Source organism: Lysinibacillus sp. A4, assembly GCF_024919535.1.
Classification (GTDB): domain Bacteria; phylum Bacillota; class Bacilli; order Bacillales_A; family Planococcaceae; genus Lysinibacillus; species Lysinibacillus capsici.
In genome coordinates, this window is record NZ_JANWTB010000011.1 from 24,945 (window position 1) to 45,540 (window position 20,596).

Annotated in this window: 20 protein-coding genes; all 20 read left to right on the top strand. The window is 33.8% G+C overall.

Translation table 11 applies throughout. The features are described from left to right. The first annotated feature begins 25 nt into the window (after positions 1–25). The 20 genes from NY607_RS19240 to NY607_RS19340 all read left to right on the top strand — a co-directional run bounded on the left by NY607_RS19240 (position 26) and on the right by NY607_RS19340 (position 20,594). Complete coding sequence (locus tag NY607_RS19240) at positions 26–1,411, top strand: ATP-dependent helicase ComFA (RefSeq protein ID WP_259420185.1); 1,386 nt, start codon at positions 26–28, stop codon at positions 1,409–1,411. Continuing rightward, complete coding sequence (locus NY607_RS19245; RefSeq protein WP_259420186.1) at positions 1,408–1,998, top strand: ComF family protein; 591 nt, start codon at positions 1,408–1,410, stop codon at positions 1,996–1,998. The genes NY607_RS19240 and NY607_RS19245 overlap by 4 nt, the downstream gene beginning before the upstream one ends. 78 nt (positions 1,999–2,076) lie before the next feature. Beyond that, positions 2,077–2,490 carry a TIGR03826 family flagellar region protein gene (locus NY607_RS19250; protein WP_131522739.1) on the top strand — a complete coding sequence of 138 codons (414 nt, stop codon included), beginning with the start codon at positions 2,077–2,079 and terminating at the stop codon, positions 2,488–2,490. Positions 2,491–2,611: 121 nt separating this feature from the next. Further along, positions 2,612–2,872, top strand: coding sequence for a flagellar biosynthesis anti-sigma factor FlgM (gene flgM, locus NY607_RS19255; RefSeq protein ID WP_016994952.1), 261 nt, complete (start codon positions 2,612–2,614; stop codon positions 2,870–2,872). Positions 2,873–2,899: 27 nt separating this feature from the next. Further along, positions 2,900–3,400, top strand: a complete 501-nt coding sequence (locus tag NY607_RS19260) for a flagellar protein FlgN (protein WP_131522738.1) — start codon at positions 2,900–2,902, stop codon at positions 3,398–3,400. Positions 3,401–3,416: 16 nt separating this feature from the next. Continuing rightward, positions 3,417–5,069, top strand: a complete 1,653-nt coding sequence (gene flgK / locus NY607_RS19265; protein ID WP_259420187.1) for a flagellar hook-associated protein FlgK — start codon at positions 3,417–3,419, stop codon at positions 5,067–5,069. 29 nt (positions 5,070–5,098) lie between these two features. Next, positions 5,099–6,094, top strand: coding sequence for a flagellar hook-associated protein FlgL (gene flgL / locus NY607_RS19270; protein WP_259420188.1), 996 nt, complete (start codon positions 5,099–5,101; stop codon positions 6,092–6,094). A 101-nt stretch (positions 6,095–6,195) separates the two neighbouring features. Further along, the gene (locus NY607_RS19275; protein WP_259420189.1) at positions 6,196–6,762 is read left to right on the top strand and encodes a DUF6470 family protein; all 567 of its coding nucleotides are present in this window, start codon (positions 6,196–6,198) and stop codon (positions 6,760–6,762) included. Between the two features lie 12 nt (positions 6,763–6,774). Then, positions 6,775–7,209 carry a flagellar assembly protein FliW gene (gene fliW / locus NY607_RS19280; protein ID WP_259420190.1) on the top strand — a complete coding sequence of 145 codons (435 nt, stop codon included), beginning with the start codon at positions 6,775–6,777 and terminating at the stop codon, positions 7,207–7,209. 3 nt (positions 7,210–7,212) lie between these two features. Next, positions 7,213–7,431: a carbon storage regulator CsrA gene (gene csrA / locus NY607_RS19285; protein WP_259420191.1), complete on the top strand. Its 219-nt coding sequence runs from the start codon at positions 7,213–7,215 to the stop codon at positions 7,429–7,431. A 162-nt stretch (positions 7,432–7,593) separates the two neighbouring features. Next, entirely contained in the window at positions 7,594–9,210 is a 1,617-nt protein-coding gene (locus NY607_RS24270) for a flagellin N-terminal helical domain-containing protein (protein WP_310794753.1), read from the top strand. 118 nt (positions 9,211–9,328) lie between these two features. Continuing rightward, a complete protein-coding gene (locus NY607_RS19300; RefSeq protein WP_259420192.1) occupies positions 9,329–12,094 on the top strand; it encodes a motility associated factor glycosyltransferase family protein in 2,766 nt (921 codons plus the stop codon). Between the two features lie 244 nt (positions 12,095–12,338). Beyond that, positions 12,339–13,010: a TylF/MycF family methyltransferase gene (locus NY607_RS19305; protein WP_259420193.1), complete on the top strand. Its 672-nt coding sequence runs from the start codon at positions 12,339–12,341 to the stop codon at positions 13,008–13,010. A gap of 523 nt (positions 13,011–13,533) precedes the next feature. Next, positions 13,534–14,571 carry a hypothetical protein gene (locus tag NY607_RS19310; protein WP_259420194.1) on the top strand — a complete coding sequence of 346 codons (1,038 nt, stop codon included), beginning with the start codon at positions 13,534–13,536 and terminating at the stop codon, positions 14,569–14,571. Further along, positions 14,571–15,044: a 3-hydroxyacyl-ACP dehydratase FabZ family protein gene (locus tag NY607_RS19315; protein ID WP_259420195.1), complete on the top strand. Its 474-nt coding sequence runs from the start codon at positions 14,571–14,573 to the stop codon at positions 15,042–15,044. The genes NY607_RS19310 and NY607_RS19315 overlap by 1 nt, the downstream gene beginning before the upstream one ends. Positions 15,045–15,051: 7 nt before the next feature. Then, complete coding sequence (locus NY607_RS19320) at positions 15,052–16,836, top strand: thiamine pyrophosphate-binding protein (protein WP_259420196.1); 1,785 nt, start codon at positions 15,052–15,054, stop codon at positions 16,834–16,836. Positions 16,837–16,851: 15 nt separating this feature from the next. Next, the gene (locus tag NY607_RS19325) at positions 16,852–17,883 is read left to right on the top strand and encodes an N-acetylneuraminate synthase family protein (protein WP_259420197.1); all 1,032 of its coding nucleotides are present in this window, start codon (positions 16,852–16,854) and stop codon (positions 17,881–17,883) included. Positions 17,884–17,900: 17 nt separating this feature from the next. Next, positions 17,901–18,137 carry an acyl carrier protein gene (locus tag NY607_RS19330; RefSeq protein WP_259420198.1) on the top strand — a complete coding sequence of 79 codons (237 nt, stop codon included), beginning with the start codon at positions 17,901–17,903 and terminating at the stop codon, positions 18,135–18,137. 85 nt (positions 18,138–18,222) lie between these two features. Beyond that, a complete protein-coding gene (locus NY607_RS19335) occupies positions 18,223–19,542 on the top strand; it encodes an AMP-binding protein (protein WP_259420199.1) in 1,320 nt (439 codons plus the stop codon). After that, a complete protein-coding gene (locus NY607_RS19340; RefSeq protein WP_259420200.1) occupies positions 19,539–20,594 on the top strand; it encodes a LuxE/PaaK family acyltransferase in 1,056 nt (351 codons plus the stop codon). The genes NY607_RS19335 and NY607_RS19340 overlap by 4 nt, the downstream gene beginning before the upstream one ends. The last annotated feature ends 2 nt before the right edge of the window (positions 20,595–20,596 follow it).

A 20,596-nucleotide genomic window follows, 5' to 3' on the forward strand; every position in this document is an offset into this window, starting at 1 on the left:
CAGCAAAATGTAGAGGCTTTTTTCTATGAAAGGGGAGATTTTGATGAGATATAGGGGTTGGTTGTTGCCCCCAGCATTACGTGATTTTCATGAAGGTCGCATTTGGTTAAAAGAACATTCGCCATTTTCATCTGAAGATATTGAGAAAGCAATACAGCGAAAATACGTCTGTATAATAGAAGGAATTCAAATGAAGCCAGTTATAAAATGCAATCGATGCCACAATACAGATCCGCACCTATTCATAAAATTCGATTGCTCAAAATGTCAGCAACAATGTGTGTACTGCCGACACTGTATTAAGATGGGGAGAGTCAGTAGTTGTACACGATTGATGATTTGGACAGGTCCCAAGACGATAAAAATTAACAAGCATTCATTAAAATGGACCGGGCAATACACTGAACTCCAGCAACGGGCAGCTAATGAAACCTTGGCAAGTGTGAAAGTAAAACGATCCCATTTAATTCATGCAGTTTGCGGTGCAGGCAAAACAGAGATACTTTTCCCATCTGTGTATGATGCATTAAAGCGGGGGCTACGTGTTTGTATTGCTACACCACGAACAGATGTAGTGTTAGAACTGTATCCACGCTTTCAACAGGCTTTTCCTGAAACAGTTATTCATGCTTTATACGGTGGAGCTCCTTACCAAAATGGCTATGCCCAGCTTGTTATAGCAACGACCCATCAGCTCTACCGATTTGACAAGGCATTTGATGTCATTATTGTAGATGAGGCAGATGCTTTTCCTTATACATTTGATGAAACTCTACAAAGAGCAGTAGAAAAGGCTAAAAAGGAAAAGGCTCCTCTGGTATTTGTGACAGCAACCCCATCAGCAGCATTACTCCATACCTTCCAGCAAGAAAGCTACTCTTTTATTCCAAAACGCTATCATAATTATCCATTACCAGTCCCCCAAGTTCGTTCTTTATGGAGCTATAATAAATGCTTCAAGCGAGGTAAAATCCCTAAAAGGTTAAAAAAGTGGGTGGAGGAGCGCTTACACCAAAAGGAACCCTTTTTACTATTTTTCCCGACAATTGACTTAATGAATAGTGCAACTCTTCTTTTTCAAGGATTAAATGAAGACATATTAGCTGTGCATACAGCTGACCCAGAGCGGAAGAAGAAGGTGTTAAAGCTACGAAATAAAGAAGTTCCGGGCTTATTAACCACTACGATATTAGAAAGAGGCATTACAATCAGCAAAGTACAGGTGGCTGTTATTGGGGCAGAATCATTGATATTTACCGCCAATGCCCTCATTCAGATTGCAGGCCGAGTTGGACGAGATGTTCAATTTCCAGATGGGGAGGTCTTATTCTTTCATCACGGCATCACGGCAGAGATGGATGAGGCATGCGAAAAAATTCAATTTTATAATAAGAAGGGATTTTCTGAATGAATAAAATAGAAACTCATTGTTTAATATGCACCCAGCCGTTAAAAATAACTATTTCCTGGAAAATGATTCTAACCAAGCAATTCTCGCCGACTATATGTGAAAGATGTGCCGCTCGTTTTGTACCTTCTCAATCTGCTACATCCCTTTATCAATATAATGAGGCGATGAAGGATTACTTACACCAGTTAAAGTTTCTTCAAGATGTGGCTCTAGCAAAGGTATTTCGGCAGGAGCTTCATAATCGTCTCACCAAAGAAAAAGCGATGATTCTACCCATTCCAATGCACCCTCTCAAACAACAGGAGCGTACATTCTCGCATACGGATGAACTATTAAAGGCAGCGCATATTCCTTTTATACAATTATTAGAAAAGACAACGACAGAAACCCAAAGCTCTAAAAATAGAGAGCAACGTATACAAGCAGCTCCACTTTTTCGCTTAATGGAGGGTGCACAAGTCGAACATAAAAATTATCTTCTTTTTGACGATATAAAAACTACGGGGACAACTTTACAGCATGCTGAACAGGTTTTAATGCAAGCGGGTGCTAAAAATGTCCAATACTTCACATTAATTGAAGGATGAAAATACCAATGTATTATGTATAATAGTTAATGAGACAGCATTCGTAGATAAATTTGCTAGAAAGAGGAGGAAAGGCCAATGGCAGAAGTTCGTAATTGTCCTAAATGTAATGAGTTTTTTAATTATACAGGAGTCCGAGAAGTGTGTCATAAGTGTGCACAATCAGAGGAGGAGCTTTATCAAATCGTTTATCGTTTCTTACGTAAACGTGAAAACCGTGCGGCAACTGTAGAACGTATTGTGGAAGCCACGGGAGCAGCAGAGGAACTATTGTATAAATGGGTTCGTAAGGGGCGTCTGCAGCCAGCCATGTTCCCTAACCTTGGCTATCCATGTGATAACTGTGGCCATCTAACGACTACAGGAAAGCTCTGCTCGAAATGTCAGGATGAATTAAAAGCAGACTTACGGACATTTGAAGCTGCCAAAGAGTTTCGCCAAAGTGTTGAAGAACGTGACCGTGTAACCTATCACTCAGAACGTAAACGTTAATTACGCTAAGTGTGTTAATTTTAAACAAAATTAGCACACTTTTTTCTATGTGAAAACTTAACATTATGTGAGACAATCCGAAATAATAGTAAGATAGGATTTAGAGATGGGGGGTATTGAAATGAAAATTACATCTTATGGAGTTAATGCAGTAAACGCCTATAAAAACCAAGTACGCAATGCAAAATCAAATACAAACAAGGCATCTTTCGCCGATAAAATTGAAATTTCAAAGGCTGCGCAGGAAATGCAAGGGGTTTCAACATACAGTACAGAGCGAGCAAACCATGTTCAACAATTGAAAAAGGATATCGCTTCTGGTGAATACAAAGTAGACGCTCGTAAAGTGGCAGAGGATATGCTGAAATATTATCGTTTCTAGGGAATAGCAGAAAGGGTGTATAACGATATGTCTGTAGAAGCAATTAGTTCTACACTAACAATGCTAGAGAGAATGCATAAAAGCTTACTCGAACTAGCCTTTAAAAAAACAGAAATTATTAAAAGTGGCGATATCGAAGCTTTAGACCAATTGCTCAAGGACGAGCAGGCACATGTAGCAGCCATCGATAAGCTCGAGCAACAGCGTCAGAAACAGGTAACGGACTACCTTGAAGCAAAGGGACTTGCTTCATCTGACAAAACAACTGTCGCGGATGTCATCGAGGCTGCTGAACAACAAGCTGACAAAGCAACACTATCAGCAGTTCGCGAACGTTTAATGCAAATTATCAATGACCTACGAAAACAAAATGATCTAAATCAAAAACTCGTTTTCCAATCCTTACAAGTCGTCAACCTAACATTAGATGCAGTAAGACCCCGTACAGAGCAAATGAACTATTCCAGCAACGAAGTACGTGGAACTAATACCATAGCTAAAAAATCATATTTCGATTCACAAGCATAACAAGGGAGGAAGAAAAATGCGCTCAACATTTATGGGCTTAGAAGCTAGTAAACGTGGCCTCTTCACACAGCAAACTGCTTTATATACAACAGGTCACAATATTTCCAACGCCAACACATTAGGCTACTCTCGTCAACGAGTAAATATGCAAGCTACACCAGGGTTTCCAACGGCTGGTTTAAATTCACCTTACTATCCTGGCCATCTAGGGACTGGTGTCGAAGCAACATCTATCCAACGTATTCGCGATGAGTTTATTGATCGACAATATCGTCAGGAAACAAACAAGCTGGGGTATTGGGAATCTCGTTCAAACGCTATTTCACAAATGGAAGATATCCTTGATGAACCATCCCAATTTGGTTTGAATGCAGCGTTAGAGCAATTCTGGAAAGGGCTAGAGGATGTTAGTACGAATCCAGAGAATGCATCGTCACGAAGAGTAGCTATCGAACGTGCTACCCACCTTGCAGAATCCTTTAATTATATGGATACACAGTTAAAAACGATTCAAGGTAATTTAGGGAATGAAATCAATGTTGCTACAGACCGAATTAATTCTCTTTTACGACAGATTGCTGCAATTAATAAACAAGTGCAAGAAGTAGAACCAAATGGACTTGTACCAAATGATTTATACGATGCACGAGATGTATTAATTGATGAACTAAATAGTTACATCCCTATTTCGATTGAACGTGTTCCTTCAGGTGGTAATGCTAGTAATGTAGCGGAAGGAAGTATAACAATCTCTTTTAAATCATATTCAACAGGCGACCCGATTGTACTTGTTAATGGCAAAAACTACGTTGCAATGAATACAACTGGTGAAAAATCTAGCCCTATTGATAGCAATGATTTGACTAACGTATTTAAGCAAATTGAAATTTCCAACTTAGATGATCCACCAACAAAACCAGCAGCTGGTGCAGGGGTTAAAAAGATTAAGCATAATGATCTTGAACCAGGAAAAGGAAAGTTACTATCTTTAATTAATTCATATGGTTATGGTGAATATAATGCAAGTGGTGCTTTGGTTAGTGAAAAAGGATACTATCTAGAAACATTAGCCGATCTAAATAAACTAGCAAGCACCTTTGCTAATACATTTAATGAAGTACATAAAGGTGGCTTTGATTTAAATGGAGATGCTGGAGTTGCATTTTTCACTGGTGATGGTGGGCCGCCAGAAACGTTTACAGCTGCGAATATTAAAGTAAATGAAGTTTTGAAAAAAAATTCGTCCTTATTAGCAGCGTCATCTGTAAAAGGTGAAGAAGGAAATGGTAAATGGGCTATTGAACTCGCAAATCTCCAATCAAAATCAATTGGCGAAGGTGGATTAACGATTACAGTAGGTACAAACACTGTAGTAATTCCACCCCCAACAGAACACTTAGAGGGAGCGACGTTTAACACTTTCTATCAAGGCATGATAGGAAAGTTAGGGACTGACGGTGAAGAGGCTTATCGATTAAACAAAACGTCTGAAAGCTTATTGTTAACACTTTCTAATAATCGTGATTCGGTAAGTTCGGTGTCATTGGATGAAGAGATGACAAATATGATTACGTTCCAACAGGCTTATAACGCAAATGCACGTATGATTACAGTTGTAGATGAAACATTAGATAAGATTATTAATGGCATGGGCCGTGTAGGATTATAAAAATTTATTAGAAAGGGGTTTTTATAAAAATGCGTGTTACGCAATCTATGTTATCTAATAACATGTTATTAAACTTAAATAGAAGTTACGGCAAGATGTCAAAGTTGCAAGATCAACTTAATTCGGGTTCAAAAATTACTAGACCATCAGATGACCCTGTTATTGCTGTAAAAGGGATGGGTTATCGTCGCGATTTAGGTAGAGTTGAGCAATATACACGTAATATGAATGAGGTCAACAACTGGCTAGATGCTTCTGATGAATCATTAAATCAGGTAGGGGAGCAAATGAAGCGTGTTCGAGAGTTAGTAATTCAAGCAGCTAATGGAACAAATTCTATTGACGAACGTGAAAAAATCAAAACAGAAATAGATCAAATTCGCAAGCATTTACAGGAAGTAGGTAATACGAAAATTGCTGATAGATATATTTTCAGCGGAACAAATACTGGAAAAGCATTATTTGGACCAGATACAGATGCAAATGGCAATAAAACGATAAATGCTGACTATACTAATTTGTTGGATAATACAGTTGTTTCTACAACAGCGACAGGTGATCAAAAGGTAAGCGCTCCAAATGGGGAAGTAAAAATAGAAGTTTATGACGGGCTACAAATGCAGGTTAATACACCTGGTGCTGATTTATTTGGAAATCTAGATGCATTAATGGGGAAAATATCAGATCTTTTAGATCCTAAACGCAGTCCTTTAGCAACAAGTGAAGAGATTAGTAGTGCATTAGGAGGATTCTCCTCCACTAGCACTTCTGATGATATTACAACTTTACACAATAAAGTGTTAGAGGCTCAGGCCGATATAGGAGCTCGTCAAAATCGTGTTGAAATGATGGAGAATCGTCTATCCATCCGTGAGATAAGTGTTACAAAACAATTATCAAATAACGAAGATGTAGACTATTCTAAGGCTATTACAGAGCTGGTTACCAGTGAATCCATTCACCAAGCAGCACTTTCCGTAGGGGCTAAAATTATTCAACAAACACTAGTAGATTTTATTCGATAAACCTACAGCTTATATTTTGTAACAAATACAATTACTCAACAAATACTTTATGGCGTTTGAACACTATGTTCAGACGCTTTTTTGAAAGAGAGGTTTAAATGATGAGGTTTCCACAAATTCAAATCACAGCAAAGGACATTCAAATGGACTGGAACATACAAGAACCAGTACAACGAATTCAACAACCAAGAGCTGAGCAAAGTATTACTCAGCCAGCTGCAATTCTGGAGATTCATACAACCAAAAGTGACTTGAAAATTGATTCCTCGCAAGCTAGACGTGATATCGGAATGTTAACTACGAAAGAATCAATAGAGAAATATGCTCAAGCCGGGAGAGAAGGCAACCTCAAAGGAATTGCAAGGAGGGTGCAAGAGGGGTATCAAATGATGAATGGAGCAGGTAAGGAACAAGGGCGTTCTGTCATGCAAAGTATTGCGAAGCAAAATACAGGTCCAAAACGTCCAGGTCCCTATAACATAAAATTTGTTCCATCAGTAGGATCTGTGAAAGTTGACTATACCCCAGGTACTACAGATGTAAACATTACACGTCAAGAACCTAAAATTGACACTAAGGTGAACAAGCCTATCCATGAATATACACCTGGTAAGGTAACTGGTACAATGTTACAAAGACCATCTGTAACGATTGATGTTATAAGTTAAAGGAGAATTTATATGCAAATCCAAACAAAATTATTAGGCGAAGTAGTAATTGATGAAAAAGAGATTTTAACTTTTGAACGTGGATTGCCTGGTTTTCCAACTGAAAAAAGATTTGTTTTATTACCAATAGATTCTGAGCTTCCGATAGCCATTCTGCAATCAATAAACGATGCTAGTATTGGATTTGTTATTGCCTACCCATATACATTTAAAACTGACTATGCTTTTGATATAAGTGAGGAAGATATTGCTGATTTACAGATTGAAAGTGCTGAAGATATTGCTACGTATGCAATCGTTACATTGAAAGAATCTTTAAATGATTCAACGATGAATCTATTAGCTCCAGTTATTTTTAATATAAAGAAGAAACTTGGGAAGCAAATTGTTCTTAATGATAATGTAGCCTATCCATTACACTTTCCACTTTCTAAAATTGAGGTGTAAAACATGCTAGTTTTATCTAGAAAAAAAGACGAGTCTATAATGATTGATAACAATATTGAAATAAAAGTTTTATCTATAGATGGAGAACAGGTGAAAATTGGGATAGTCGCACCTAAAAGTGTGAAGGTTCATCGTACTGAAATTTTTGAAGCCATCCAGGCACAAAATCAAGCTGCATTGAATATTGAACCTAGTATTCTTCAAGGTTTGACAAAAAAGTAATTCTTTGAAAATTTTTTTGAAAATTATTTATAAAACTATTAAATAATTCAAATCACATACGATATAAACTATGTAACAGCGAACCACTATGGTGATTCAACAGTTACATAATTTGCTCCACAAGGATGTGGAGTAAAATAAAATTCAAGGAGGAATTCTATTATGAGAATTCAACATAATATTGCTGCGTTAAATACGCACCGTAACCTAGGAGCTAATAATACAGCTTCTGCAAAAAACTTAGAAAGATTATCTTCAGGATACAAAATTAACCGTGCTGGTGATGACGCAGCTGGTCTTTCTATCTCTGAAAAAATGCGTTCTCAAATCCGTGGTCTTGAAATGGCTACAAAAAACTCTCAAGATGGTATCTCTTTAATCCAAACAGCTGAGGGTGCATTAAACGAAACTCACGATATTCTACAACGTATCCGTGTTTTAGCAGACCAATCTGCAAACGGTACAAACACTGGTATCGACCGTGAAGCAATCCAAAACGAAGTAAAACAATTAAAAGACGAAATCGACCGTATCGGTAACACAACTGAGTTCAATACTCAAAAATTACTTAACGGTAACCTAAAATCTGCTGGTGGCGCAACTGTTGGTCAAAACACAACAACTGGTTCACAAGTAGCGAAATTAAGTCCTGGGAAAGTAACTGGTAGTGGTACACTAAATGCATCTGGAAATAAGATAACTGATACTGAATTTACAGAAGAAACAATTAAAATTGATGGTACAGATATTAAAATAAACTGGGGCTCATTAACTGAGGATGAGAAAAATACACTTAAAGGTGTAGGTTCAGATGCAACATCCCAGAAAAAAGCTACTGACTTAATTATTAATAAAATTAATGAGGCAATTGATAACTCAGGATCAAATGTAGCCCATATTTCTGGTTATGTGGATGGCGGTAAATTAGTGCTGACAAGTGGGTCAGAGGGCATTAATTCGAAAATTGAAACATCATCAGGTGGTCTAGTTAACAAAGCTTTAGGTGGAGCAGCTGGAACAGATGGTACAACAAATTACAATGGTTCTACAGTTGCTAGTGGTTCCCAGTTTACTGCAGATATTAATGGAGTAACAATGGAAGTCACAACAATTGGAGAAATTACTGGTGGTTCAACATCTATGGCATCTGGCGCTAAAATTTTAGAGGATGCTTTAAATGCTGCCATTTCCGGAGCAAACACAACAGCTGGTGCTACAAAAGCTGGTGATCCTGGTTATATTGCAAAAGTTAAAGTAAATGTTACAGATGATGGACGTTTTGAAGTAGTGAGTGAAACAGGTCCTGTGAAATTAAGTGATAAAACAGGTAAGACAGTAGTCAAAGATTTAGGTCTATCAAGTGCACAAACAGATGCTAGTAGTAATGGCGGTATGACACTGCAAATCGGCGCAAATAAAGGACAAACGATAACATTTGGTATTGATGATATGCGTTCAGCTTCTTTAGGCATTACAGGCGTAGATGTTTCTACATCAGCTGGTGCACAAAATGCTCTTGACACTTTAGATAAAGCAATCGCTAAAGTTTCTGCTCAACGTTCAAGTCTTGGTGCGGTACAAAATCGTTTAGAGCATACAATTAATAACTTAGGTGCAACTTCAGAAAACTTAACAGCTGCTGAATCTCGTATCCGTGACGTGGATATGGCGAAAGAGATGATGGAATTCACAAAGAATAACATCTTAACACAGGCAGCTCAATCTATGTTAGCGCAAGCGAACCAACAACCACAAGGTGTACTTCAATTATTAGGTTAATGAATACATTTGAAAAACCTTTCGATATAATATATCGAAAGGTTTTTTCTATAGAAATACGAAAATCAACCGATATTAACTATAAAGATATAAAGAGTATAATAAAGGAGTTTTTCTGATGACAGAGCCAATCATAGAAGTGTTGATGAGTAAAACTGGACTTCCAATAATTCAAATTCAACATAATGGACATATGCTTCTTATACATAGTAAATATAATCCAGTAGCAGAGGCGGAACGATTAATTGATTCTTATGAAGAGCAAATTGAGGTAGCAGATCATGTTTTTTGTTACGGGACTGGTCTAGGATATCATGTGAAAGTATTACAACAACGTTATCCAGATAAATTTATTTCAACCTATGAACCACTAGTAGATGTACACAATCTCATATTACAGTATGCTAAACAAACAACTGTAAATCTTAACGCTATTACAAACCAGTACGTTGGTGCTTCAGAAGAAGATATATTAAGAAATTTATATAATTTCAGACCATATTTAGCACAAAATATTGTGATAATTGTCCATCCTGTATATGAAAAAATAGCACAGAAATCTTTTCAACAATTTTCAAAAACCTTTCAACAATTTATTCAAGATACACGTACAAACACAAGGGCAAATTTAGCATTTAATGATCGATGGGTAATTAATACTATTATGAACACACCATGGATATTGAATACACCGCTCATACAAGAGCAACAAGTATTTACAAGAAAACCAGTAATTTTAGTTGCAGCAGGTCCATCATTGACAGAGGAACTGGATAATTTACGTGTTATTAAAGAAGAAGGACTAGCATTCATTTTTGCAGTAGGTTCAGCAAATGAAGTATTAATTAAACATAATATTTTACCAGATGCAATATTGTCTTATGACCCATCTATAGAAAACTATCAAGTATTTTTAGAACTAGCTAAACAACATATTCACAATATCCCGCTAATATTTGGAACAACTGTAGGGCATGAAACATTGCCTTTGTTTTCAGGCCCTAAAATTCATATGGTGATGAATCGAGATAAATTTTCAACTTATATACAGGAGAAGGTTTTTAAAATAGTCAATGATTCTATTACCATTTCAAATGTAACATTACAATTACTAGCACTATTAAATGTAGAAAAAGTAATATTAGTGGGGCAAAATTTCGCTTACAAAAAGGATGCCTATTATGCAAAGGGAATCGCACGACTTGATAATGTTGAATATACTGATAGCGTGTTAAAAAAAATTGAATCAGGTCAACTACTTACTGTTGAAGATGTATATGGAGGATTTGTATATACAGAACAGGAGTTCGATGGTATGCGACGTGAGATGGAAATATATATCGAAAAAATGCCAAATTTAAAGGTCATTAATACAACACAAGGTGGAGCAAAAATCAAAGGAACGATTTTTCAATCTTTAGCTGAAACGATTAAAAGTGAGTTAACAGAAAAAGTTGTGGATAAAGAATGGTGGCAAAATTTAAGTACAACTCCTATAAAAACTAATGTTAAAAAAATAGAAAAGTTACAACAATCGTCTACTGAATATAGACTATTATATGAAGAAATGATGACAATATTGGATCGACTTGAAAAGCAAAATGGTGATACTAATGGTAAAAAGGTCAACCAAATGCTAGATAAGATGTATAAAATCTTAGGGAAATTAACACGCAATCAATTATTTGAGTTAATTGTTGCACCAATTATTGAAGTTCATACAACTCGATTTTACTCAGACTTAAAAATATGCCAACAAATACAAGATAATAATGAAAAACTTCAAAAAGTAATTAAAATATATCGAAGTTATATGTTAATTACTTTAGATATTTATCGAAAAATTAATCCTATTATACAATTACATCTAGTACCTTATATAAAAAGTATAGAGCGATGGGAATATTATGGGGCAACCTGTGGTACAGTCCAATATGAGGGAGATTGGCTTAAAAAATGGTTTTTAAGGAGAGAATATACTGGTGAAGTTGGTAATTATGGGGCAAGTGCTGAAACAATTCAGAGAGGGGCTAAATTCCTATTTAAATTTACAGGAACAAGTCTGCAATTGATTGGAACAAGTACTAGAAAATCTGCTTTGAAACTAAAAATTATTATTGATCAGCAGGAGCAGATTATATCGATTTATGAGCATATCGATGAAAAGTTTTCTACTTTCCATCATCAAGTTCTTTTTGAAACATTAAAACTTTCAGAAGGGTTACATGAAGTGAGTGTGGAGATTTTATCTGATCATGTACACTTTAATTTACTTGGCATTTGTATTCAAAAGGGAGAGCGTATTTATCATATTGATGAAGTGGAGAAAATCGATAATTTAACAATCGGTAAACGTATTCGTTGTCACTATCAAGCTCGCCATAACGAACTTGGGGAATTTAGAAATATTGGCGATGCAACAATGAGTTATTTACCTGTTCAGGCAACAGTACATCCAAATGGTGATTTTTACTTTATAATGGTAGATGAGAGAGCGGAACAGAAAGTCTTAATAGCGGATCGTATTTTACAAAAGCGTATTAGTTTGCATGTAATAGAAGATAAGCAGTTAATGATAGATGGAAAAACAGGTACTATTTCTTTACTAACAAGTTCTAAAGACGTTGAAAATAGTGAATGGGATCATTATTTAGTAGAGAATTTAAATGTGAAGTGTAATAATTTACAATGGCATGCCGATTCATTTACAGCTAGCTGGGTAAAGGATATGGATGATGAAAATAATGACAAAGGACTGTTACGTGGTAGTTATATAGGAGAGGATGGAACTATTCATTTGGATAATGGATTTGACTATCATTGTAAAAGTGCTGTAACAGAGTCATTGAACATGACAGGCTATAGACCTAAATTAGTATTCTAAAGTAGACATTTATGAATACTAGTTACATGATTCAATGGCTTAAGAGCCTTTTACATAACAGAAACAATGATAAGTAAAGGTTAATCTGTACATGTATTCATCTATTATAATACTTTTAATTTGTAGACTTGATCATTCCTACAAGTCGTTATTCATTAGATATAATTGTGAGCCATTGAGATGAAGTATGAGATTTCTTACGTTTCAGAGAAACTCGGTAAAAAAATGATTTTGGAGGAAACAGATGATTAATAAATATAAGACTCAAGATGCTTTTGACTATGAAAATGGATATATATTAACTTCAAAGCCTTATCGCTTAGGCAATATGTTAGCACATTATGAGTTATACAAAAAAATAGTCAATTTACCTGGTGATGTAATTGAATTAGGTGTTTTTAAAGGGAATTCATTGATTCAATTTGCTACTTTTCGAGAATTGTTGGAAAATCAATATTCAAGAAAAATCGTTGGATTTGATATGTTTGGATCATTTCCAATGACGAATAAAGTGGAAAGTGATAAAATGTTTGTGGAAAATTGGAATGAAACTTTTGGAAATGATTTTTTGAGTATAGAGGATTTGGAGAGAAGTTTTCAACATAAAAAATTTGAAAATATTGAGTTAATACAAGGAGATATTTTAACAACTTTATCCGAATATTTGGAACAACACCCTTATTTAAAAATAGCTCTTTTGCATATTGATGTAGATGTCTATGAACCGACTGCGCTTGCTTTAGAGTTATTATTTGAAAGGGTTGTTTCAGGAGGGCTTATTGTATTAGATGATTATGGTACAGTTGAAGGTGAAACAAAGGCAGTGGACGAGTTTTTATCAGAGAAAGGTATTAGTTCTAATCTTCAAAAATTTTCTTTATCTCATTCAAAACCAACATTTTTAGTTAAAAAGTAAAGAGAAAAATACTAGTTAGTTTATGTAATTAATAGATATGTATTATTAGTAATACTAGAACATCGAAAATTTCCACTTTAAAAGGATTTATACATAAAGAATATTTTTGTCTATTTGACTGCTATTATGTAGATAATCTAGCTTTTAAAAAATATATAGACTTAGCCCATTGAAATAATTATATATATTTAATAAATATGGTTTTATACAACTCATATTCATCTTAACATGTTCCGATTAGAAGAGAGAGATCTAAATCTCATTTTTATTTATGAAATAGCAGTCAGAGTTATATCCAATATCCTTATATGCTCAGTCAAAAATTGTATTTGAAACGATAAAAACTTAATTAGGCTTTAAAGTTACAAAAACTATACCGAATGATAAAGAAATAGTTCCATTGTTCAACTAACATTAACGAAAGATTTAGTGGGATGATCAAAAGCGGGTTTAATTGTAACTCAAAGTATGAAATTAAAAATAATTAATATTCCAAGTATACCAATTTAGGAGGAATGACCATTTGAACAAATATGATGAAATTTATAATTTTAGACAAGCAAAGCTATCAGACCAAGAAAATATTATGAAATTCATCAAACTACATTGGAGAGAAAATCATATTTTAGGCAATGATGAAACCTTTTTCAAATTTGAGCATGGTGATGGCGATAAGATTAACTTTATAATTTGTGAAGATAAAAAGAGTAATGAAATTACAGGTATACATGGATTTATTCCATATTCGTTTAATAAAAGGAATTCGCATTATTGTGGTGTAATGACAATGGTAAGGAAAGATGTAGCTATCCCCTTATTAGGTGTAGAGTTAATAAAAAGATTTATTCAAATAACAAAGTATAATACGTATTGTGGTATTGGAACAAATCCAAAGACAATGGTACCGTTAGTAAAAAGAGTTTTCAGAAGATTTACAGGGACTATGTCCCATTATTACAAATTAAATCCGAATAATTACGATTTCAAAATAGCGAAAATAGTACAGAAAAGTTGTATTGTAACTGATTGTAAAACAGACTCTGTCGAATTTATAGAGATATCAAGCTTTACTGAATTAAAAAATACTTTTGAATTAAATCTAGAGTATAGATTTTTACCCTTTAAAGAAGATTGGTATTTGAAAAAGAGATATTTTGATCACCCAGTTTACAATTATCGAGTATTTGTTTTAACTGGTACCAATAAAGCAATTATTATAGCTAGAGAAATCAATATAAACAATTCGAAGATCTTGAGATTTGTTGATTTTATTGGAGATATAAAAATGTTATCTAAAATAGATAATTTTACTGATGAACTGTTAATCAATGAGAATTATGAGTATATTGACTTTTTAGTTGGTGGTTTGCCGACAAATTATTTAGTAGAGTCAGGGTTTACATTAAAAGATGAACATACGCAAAATATTATACCGAACTATTTTGAACCATTCATTCAACAAAATGTCGAGATATGGTATGAAGTATCACATGAGAATATGATTGTGTTTAAAGGTGATGCTGATGCAGATCGACCAAACTTTTATAGGGAGAGAGACTAATGAATGATACCTTAGAAAATTTAACAGTAGTAGAAATTCAACAATACCAACAAAATAGATATCCTTTACTTTTTATTGATTTTGTAGAAGAGGCTATACCAGGAAAGAGTGCAAAGGGTTATAAAAATTTTACTTTCAATGAATGGTTTTTCCCAGTTCATTTTGAAGATGAGCCCAATGTTCCCGGCTTTGTACAAATAGAAGCATTAACACAAATGTTTTTAATGACATTTTTAACTCTCAACGAAAATAAGGGAAAAAAAACTGGTTTTGTATCAATTAAAAATGCCCATTTTAAGAGAAAAGTAATTCCAGGGGATCGTATGGATATCAATGCAAGTTTAGATTCTTTTCGTAGAGGATTAGCCTATGGAACTGCAAAAGGCTTTGTAGATAGTGAATTAGCTTGTTCTATTAAATTAGTTGTAGCAATTCCTGATATATTAAATCAATTTATACCAAGAAAGGAGTGAGGCTAAAGTGGCTAGATTAGCTGACTATGTTATTGAGAGATTACATCAAGAAGGTATTAATCACGTATTCATGGTGACTGGTAGAGGAATATTATATTTATCAGATGCTGTTGCAAGAAAAAGTGAAATAGAAGCAATTTGTACACATCACGAACAAGGGGCTGCTTTTGCTACAGTTGCATATTCAGAAGCAACAAATAATTTGGGTGTATGTATGGTCTCAACAGGGTGCGCATCAACAAATGCTATTACTAGTGTTTTGTGTGCTTGGCAAGATAATATACCATGCGTTTTTATTTCTGGGCAAAATAAATTGAATGAAACAACAAGATATACAAATATCCCGATTCGGACATTTGGTAATCAAGAAGCAGATATTATTTCTATTGTAAAACCCATAACAAAATATGCTACTATGATTACAGATCCTACAAACATCGCATATGAAATAGATAAAGCATTTCATTTAGCCACATCAGGGAGAAAAGGACCTGTATGGATCGATATACCGTTAGATATTCAAAATAAACAAGTGAATGCTGAAGAATTAGAAAGATATGAACCAGAAAGTACAGAAGAATTTTTGATGAGAGATGATGATATTGAATTTGTAAAAACTGCTATTAATGCAGCAGAGCGCCCAATAATTCTAATAGGTAGTGGAGTTAAGTCTGCCAATGCAGTAAGTTCCTTTGAAAAATTAATTGAAAAAATAAAAATCCCAGTAGTTTTTTCATCCTCAAATGTGGATGCATTTGGAGCAAATAACAGTATGTCTTTAGGTGCAGTTGCAAGTATTGGGGGAAGCAGAAGTGCAAATTTCGCTCTTCAAAATTCCGATCTATTGATAGTTATTGGATGTAGATTATCCCCACAATTAACTGGAGAAGAGTATAATAAATTTGCAAGAGCAGCAAAAATAGTTGTAGTTGATATTGATGAAGTAGAGCATTCTAAAAATACTGTTAAAATAGATAAATTTATTAAAACTGATGCAGGATATTTTATAGAGTCACTATTAGATATTAATGTGAAACAAACAAATTCACTATGGATCAACAAGTGTTTACATTGGAAGAAAATATTCCCTAAATGTGAAGATAGATATTTAGAAAGCGAAAAAATTGATTTGTATTATTTTGCAAAATGTCTTTCGGAAACAGCACCTTCCAATGCAATTGTCATGACTGATTCAGGATTAACGGAATTAATTATTCCATCAACATTTGAATTTAAAAAAGGGCAGAGGTGCATTCATTCTCCATCACAAGGATCAATGGGATTTGCATTGCCAGGGGCCATTGGAGCTTATTGTGCAACTAAATTGCCTGTATTAGCTGTAATTGGTGACGGATCAATTATGATGAATTTGCAAGAGTTACAAACAATTAATTACCATAAAATGCCTATAAAAATCTTTGTAGTTAATAATAATCTTTATTCTGTAATTCGTACAAGACAAGAAGAGTTATTTAGATCAAGGACTATTGGTACTGATAGGGCAAATGGCGTAGGAGCAGCTGATTTTAAAAAAATTGCAGATTGTTTTGGCTTAGAGTATATAAAAATAGAAAAAAGTGATAATATAAGCGAAAAACTTAAAGAAGTTTATGATGTTTCTAGTCCAGTATTGTGTGAAATTATTGCAGTAGAAGATCAAAAATATTTACATAATTCTTTTGCATTAAATGAAAAAAGAAGAGTGGTAAGAAGATCTTTGGAAGATCAAAAACCATTTTTGGACAGAGAAATTTTCTTAAGAGAGATGCTAATTGAACCAATTGATCAATAAATTGAGGTGTATACAATGGGAATGTGTGTTCTTCGCGATGGCATTAGAATAGGAAATTTTGAAAGACCATACTTTGTTGCTGAAATTAATTCTAGCCACAATGGTAATTTACAAAATGCATTAGATATGGTCATAAAGGCAAAAAAAGCAGGATGCCACTGTGTTAAATTTCAGTCTTGGACGGAAGATTCATTATATGCTGAATCGTATTATGATGCTAATCCAATTTCTAAAAGAATCGTGAGAAAGTTTTCGTTTAGTAACTCTGAATTAAAGGAAATATCAATTTTTTGTAAAGCGAATGATATATCATTTGCCTCTACACCATATTCAAATGAAGAAGTTGATTTTTTAATTAATGAATGTGATGTACCCTTTATAAAAATTGCTTCTATGGAACTTAATAATCATACTTTTTTGAAATATATAGCATCTAAAAAAGTACCTATTATTTTGTCTACAGGTATGGGAAGTATTGAAGAGATAAGAGCAGCTCTAAAAGTAATTGAAGATACTGGTAATAATAATCTATGCTTGTTACATTGCGTATCAATTTATCCTACTGAAATAAAACTCACTCAATTAAATAATATTCTTGGATTAAGAGAAGAATTTCCTCAATATACAATAGGGTTTTCAGATCATTCATTAGGAATAGAGATGGCAGTTGCTTCAGTTGCACTAGGAGCCTGTCTGATTGAAAAACATTTTACTTTAAATAGTAAGAAAATCGGAATGGATAATCAAATGGCAACAGAACCAGCTGAATTTACTCAATTGATTAAATTATGTAATAATGTGTTTGAAGGTTTGGGCACAAAAGAAAGAATTGTGTCTCAACAAGAATTAGAACAAAGAAATAAAATGAGACGGAGCATAGTTGCTTCAAGGGATTTGAAAAGAGGAGAAGTTCTAAAAGAAGAAGATTTGATATGTAAAAGACCTGGTGAGGGCTTACCACCTAATGAGTTACCAAATCTTATTGGAAAAGAATTAAAAGTAGATGTGAAAAAAGAATACAATATTTTACTAAGTGATATAAATTAATTTGGAGGATTAGTAGCGTGAGTAATTTAGAAAAATATAATGAGGTTTTTATTGAAACATTAGAATTGGAAACATTAGAATTACCAACATTAAAATATCAGGATGTGGACTCTTGGGATAGCGTAGGACACATGAGCTTAATGGCAGTTTTAGAAGATACTTTTGAAATTATGCTAGAAACGGATGACATTATTGACTTTAGTTCCTATGAGAAAGGAAAAGAAATCTTAAGAAAATATAATATTGAACTTTGATAAAATAAGCTATACCTTAGTGTGTTAAGGGGTATAGCTTTTTATTTTACTAAGTTAACCGATACAACAATTGGGAGGGGTATTTATGAAATTTGAAAAAGGAAAAGTGATAACAAAAGAAAAAACATATTTTGTTGAAGAATTAGAGTTATTAAAATTTATTAGTGATAAAAAGGAATTAATTCTTTTATTAACAGAGAATAATATAGAAAGTTTAATTGCTTATATTTCTGCAATAAACTCTTCACATGCAGTGATGTTATTACATCTAAAGGGCAATAATGAATTTTTAGAAAGAATAATTGATAATTATTTACCTAAGTGGATTATAGGATTGAAAGAAAGAAAAGGTTATATATATAATAATGGAATTTTGACTCGGGAGAGCTCAGTAACTATTCATATTCATAGGGAATTAGCATTGTTGTTAAATACTTCAGGAACAACAGGAAGCCAAAAATTTGTCCGCCTTTCATATGAGAATTTACAATCAAATGCTCAGTCGATCATTGAATATCTGGAAATAGATGAAAATGAGCGTGCAATTATGCATTTGCCTTTATCATATTCATATGGTATGTCGATTGTAAATAGTCATTTATTAGCAGGAGCTTCAATTTTATTAACAGATGAAAGCGTGATAGAAAAATCACTTTGGGAATTTGTACAAAAACAGAAGGCGACATCACTTGCTGGCGTGCCTTTTACTTATCAAATGCTACATCGTATTGGCTTTATGCAAATGGAACTTCCCCATTTAAAGGTATTAACACAGGCTGGTGGAAGATTGAATGAAAAGCTTGTGAAATTATTTGGCGAATATGCACAACAGCATAACAAACGCTTTTATATTATGTATGGACAAACAGAAGCATCTCCACGGATTAGCTATGTTCCTTACGATAAAGTCCTTGAAAAGTCAGGAACAATTGGTATTTCAATACCTGGTGGACAACTTTCTATCGAAGGTGAATTAAATGAATTAGTTTACCGAGGAGGAAATGTGATGATGGGATATGCAGAAAGTGTAAATGATTTAGCAAAGGGTAATGAATTGGAGGGTGTCTTACATACAGGAGATACAGCAACGATGGATGAAGACGGATATTTTACTATTACTGGGCGTATTAAACGTTTTATTAAATTATTTGGATTGCGTATTAATTTAGATGATGTAGAAAAAAAACTAGAAGAGATTTTTCATATTCCTTTAGCTTGTACAGGTTCTGACGATAAATTAATTGTAGCCATTGAAAAAGTAGATAAAGTAGGTCAGGTAAAAGAAATAATAGAAAATTTATATAAACTACATAAGACTGCTTATAAGGTAATCGTTATAGATGAAATTCCTCGTCTTGCTAATGGTAAAACAAATTATACTACATTAAAGGAGCTTTGTTTATGATAGTTCCGTATCATTTAAAACAGGCTGAAAAAGAACAGCAATTGTTAGAAAAATTAAATACATTAACAAAATTGCATGTGGAAAATTGTAAGGAATACAAAGCTATGCTTAAAAAAAGTAATATGTTAATCGAGGCAAATAGCATAAAAGAAGTTCCCTATATACCAATTCAATTATTTAAATTAATGGATTTAAAATCAATATCACAAGAGAATGTCATAAAAATATTAACTTCAAGTGGAACAACAGGTCAGCAAGTATCGAAAATTTATTTAGATAAGGAAACGTCTATTGCTCAAAGAAGGGCATTGGTGGAAGTTGTGAAGCCAATTTTAGGTGGAAAACGTCTACCTATGATTATTTTAGATACAAAATCGGTATTAAAGAATCGCAAATCATTTAGTGCTCGAGGTGCTGGAATTTTAGGTTTTTCTAATTTTGGATGTAAACATTTTTATGCATTAAATGATGATATGTCATTGGATGTAGAAGGCTTACAGGCTTTCTTAAAGAAATACAAAGGGCAACGAATTTTATTGTTTGGATTCACATTTATGATTTGGCAATATATTTATAAAGAAGCTTGTCATAAAAGGCTAGAGTTAGATTTTGGTGATAGCTTGTTAATTCATGGTGGAGGATGGAAAAAGCTTGAAGATGAAGCAGTTGATTCACTAACCTTTAATCGAATATTAAAAGAGCAGTTAGGTATTCAAGAAGTGCATAACTACTATGGAATGGTCGAGCAGATAGGTTCTATTTTTGTAGAATGCAGTGAAGGACATTTACATACACCAAGCTATGCAGATATTATCATTCGTAATCCTATTACTTTTGAGTTGTTACCTGTAGGTCAACAAGGATTAATTCAAGTTGTTAGTGAATTACCGAAGAGTTATCCAGGACATTCTCTTTTAACAGAGGATTTAGGAATAGTTCATGGAATTGATGATTGTAATTGTGGCTGGAAAGGAAAGTATTTTTCAGTAGTGGGGCGTATTCCAAAAGCCGAGTTGCGTGGTTGTAGTGATACTTTTCAAGGGGGAATATAAAG

Bases quoted from the DNA above. Each gene is read 5' to 3' on its own strand.
- NY607_RS19240 (WP_259420185.1), top strand. From the start codon at position 26: ATGAAAGGGGAGATTTTGATGAGATATAGGGGTTGGTTGTTGCCCCCA.
- NY607_RS19245 (WP_259420186.1), top strand. From the start codon at position 1,408: ATGAATAAAATAGAAACTCATTGTTTAATATGCACCCAGCCGTTAAAA.
- NY607_RS19250 (WP_131522739.1), top strand. From the start codon at position 2,077: ATGGCAGAAGTTCGTAATTGTCCTAAATGTAATGAGTTTTTTAATTAT.
- flgM (WP_016994952.1), top strand. From the start codon at position 2,612: ATGAAAATTACATCTTATGGAGTTAATGCAGTAAACGCCTATAAAAAC.
- NY607_RS19260 (WP_131522738.1), top strand. From the start codon at position 2,900: ATGTCTGTAGAAGCAATTAGTTCTACACTAACAATGCTAGAGAGAATG.
- flgK (WP_259420187.1), top strand. From the start codon at position 3,417: ATGCGCTCAACATTTATGGGCTTAGAAGCTAGTAAACGTGGCCTCTTC.
- flgL (WP_259420188.1), top strand. From the start codon at position 5,099: ATGCGTGTTACGCAATCTATGTTATCTAATAACATGTTATTAAACTTA.
- NY607_RS19275 (WP_259420189.1), top strand. From the start codon at position 6,196: ATGAGGTTTCCACAAATTCAAATCACAGCAAAGGACATTCAAATGGAC.
- fliW (WP_259420190.1), top strand. From the start codon at position 6,775: ATGCAAATCCAAACAAAATTATTAGGCGAAGTAGTAATTGATGAAAAA.
- csrA (WP_259420191.1), top strand. From the start codon at position 7,213: ATGCTAGTTTTATCTAGAAAAAAAGACGAGTCTATAATGATTGATAAC.
- NY607_RS24270 (WP_310794753.1), top strand. From the start codon at position 7,594: ATGAGAATTCAACATAATATTGCTGCGTTAAATACGCACCGTAACCTA.
- NY607_RS19300 (WP_259420192.1), top strand. From the start codon at position 9,329: ATGACAGAGCCAATCATAGAAGTGTTGATGAGTAAAACTGGACTTCCA.
- NY607_RS19305 (WP_259420193.1), top strand. From the start codon at position 12,339: ATGATTAATAAATATAAGACTCAAGATGCTTTTGACTATGAAAATGGA.
- NY607_RS19315 (WP_259420195.1), top strand. From the start codon at position 14,571: ATGAATGATACCTTAGAAAATTTAACAGTAGTAGAAATTCAACAATAC.
- NY607_RS19325 (WP_259420197.1), top strand. From the start codon at position 16,852: ATGGGAATGTGTGTTCTTCGCGATGGCATTAGAATAGGAAATTTTGAA.
- NY607_RS19335 (WP_259420199.1), top strand. From the start codon at position 18,223: ATGAAATTTGAAAAAGGAAAAGTGATAACAAAAGAAAAAACATATTTT.
- NY607_RS19340 (WP_259420200.1), top strand. From the start codon at position 19,539: ATGATAGTTCCGTATCATTTAAAACAGGCTGAAAAAGAACAGCAATTG.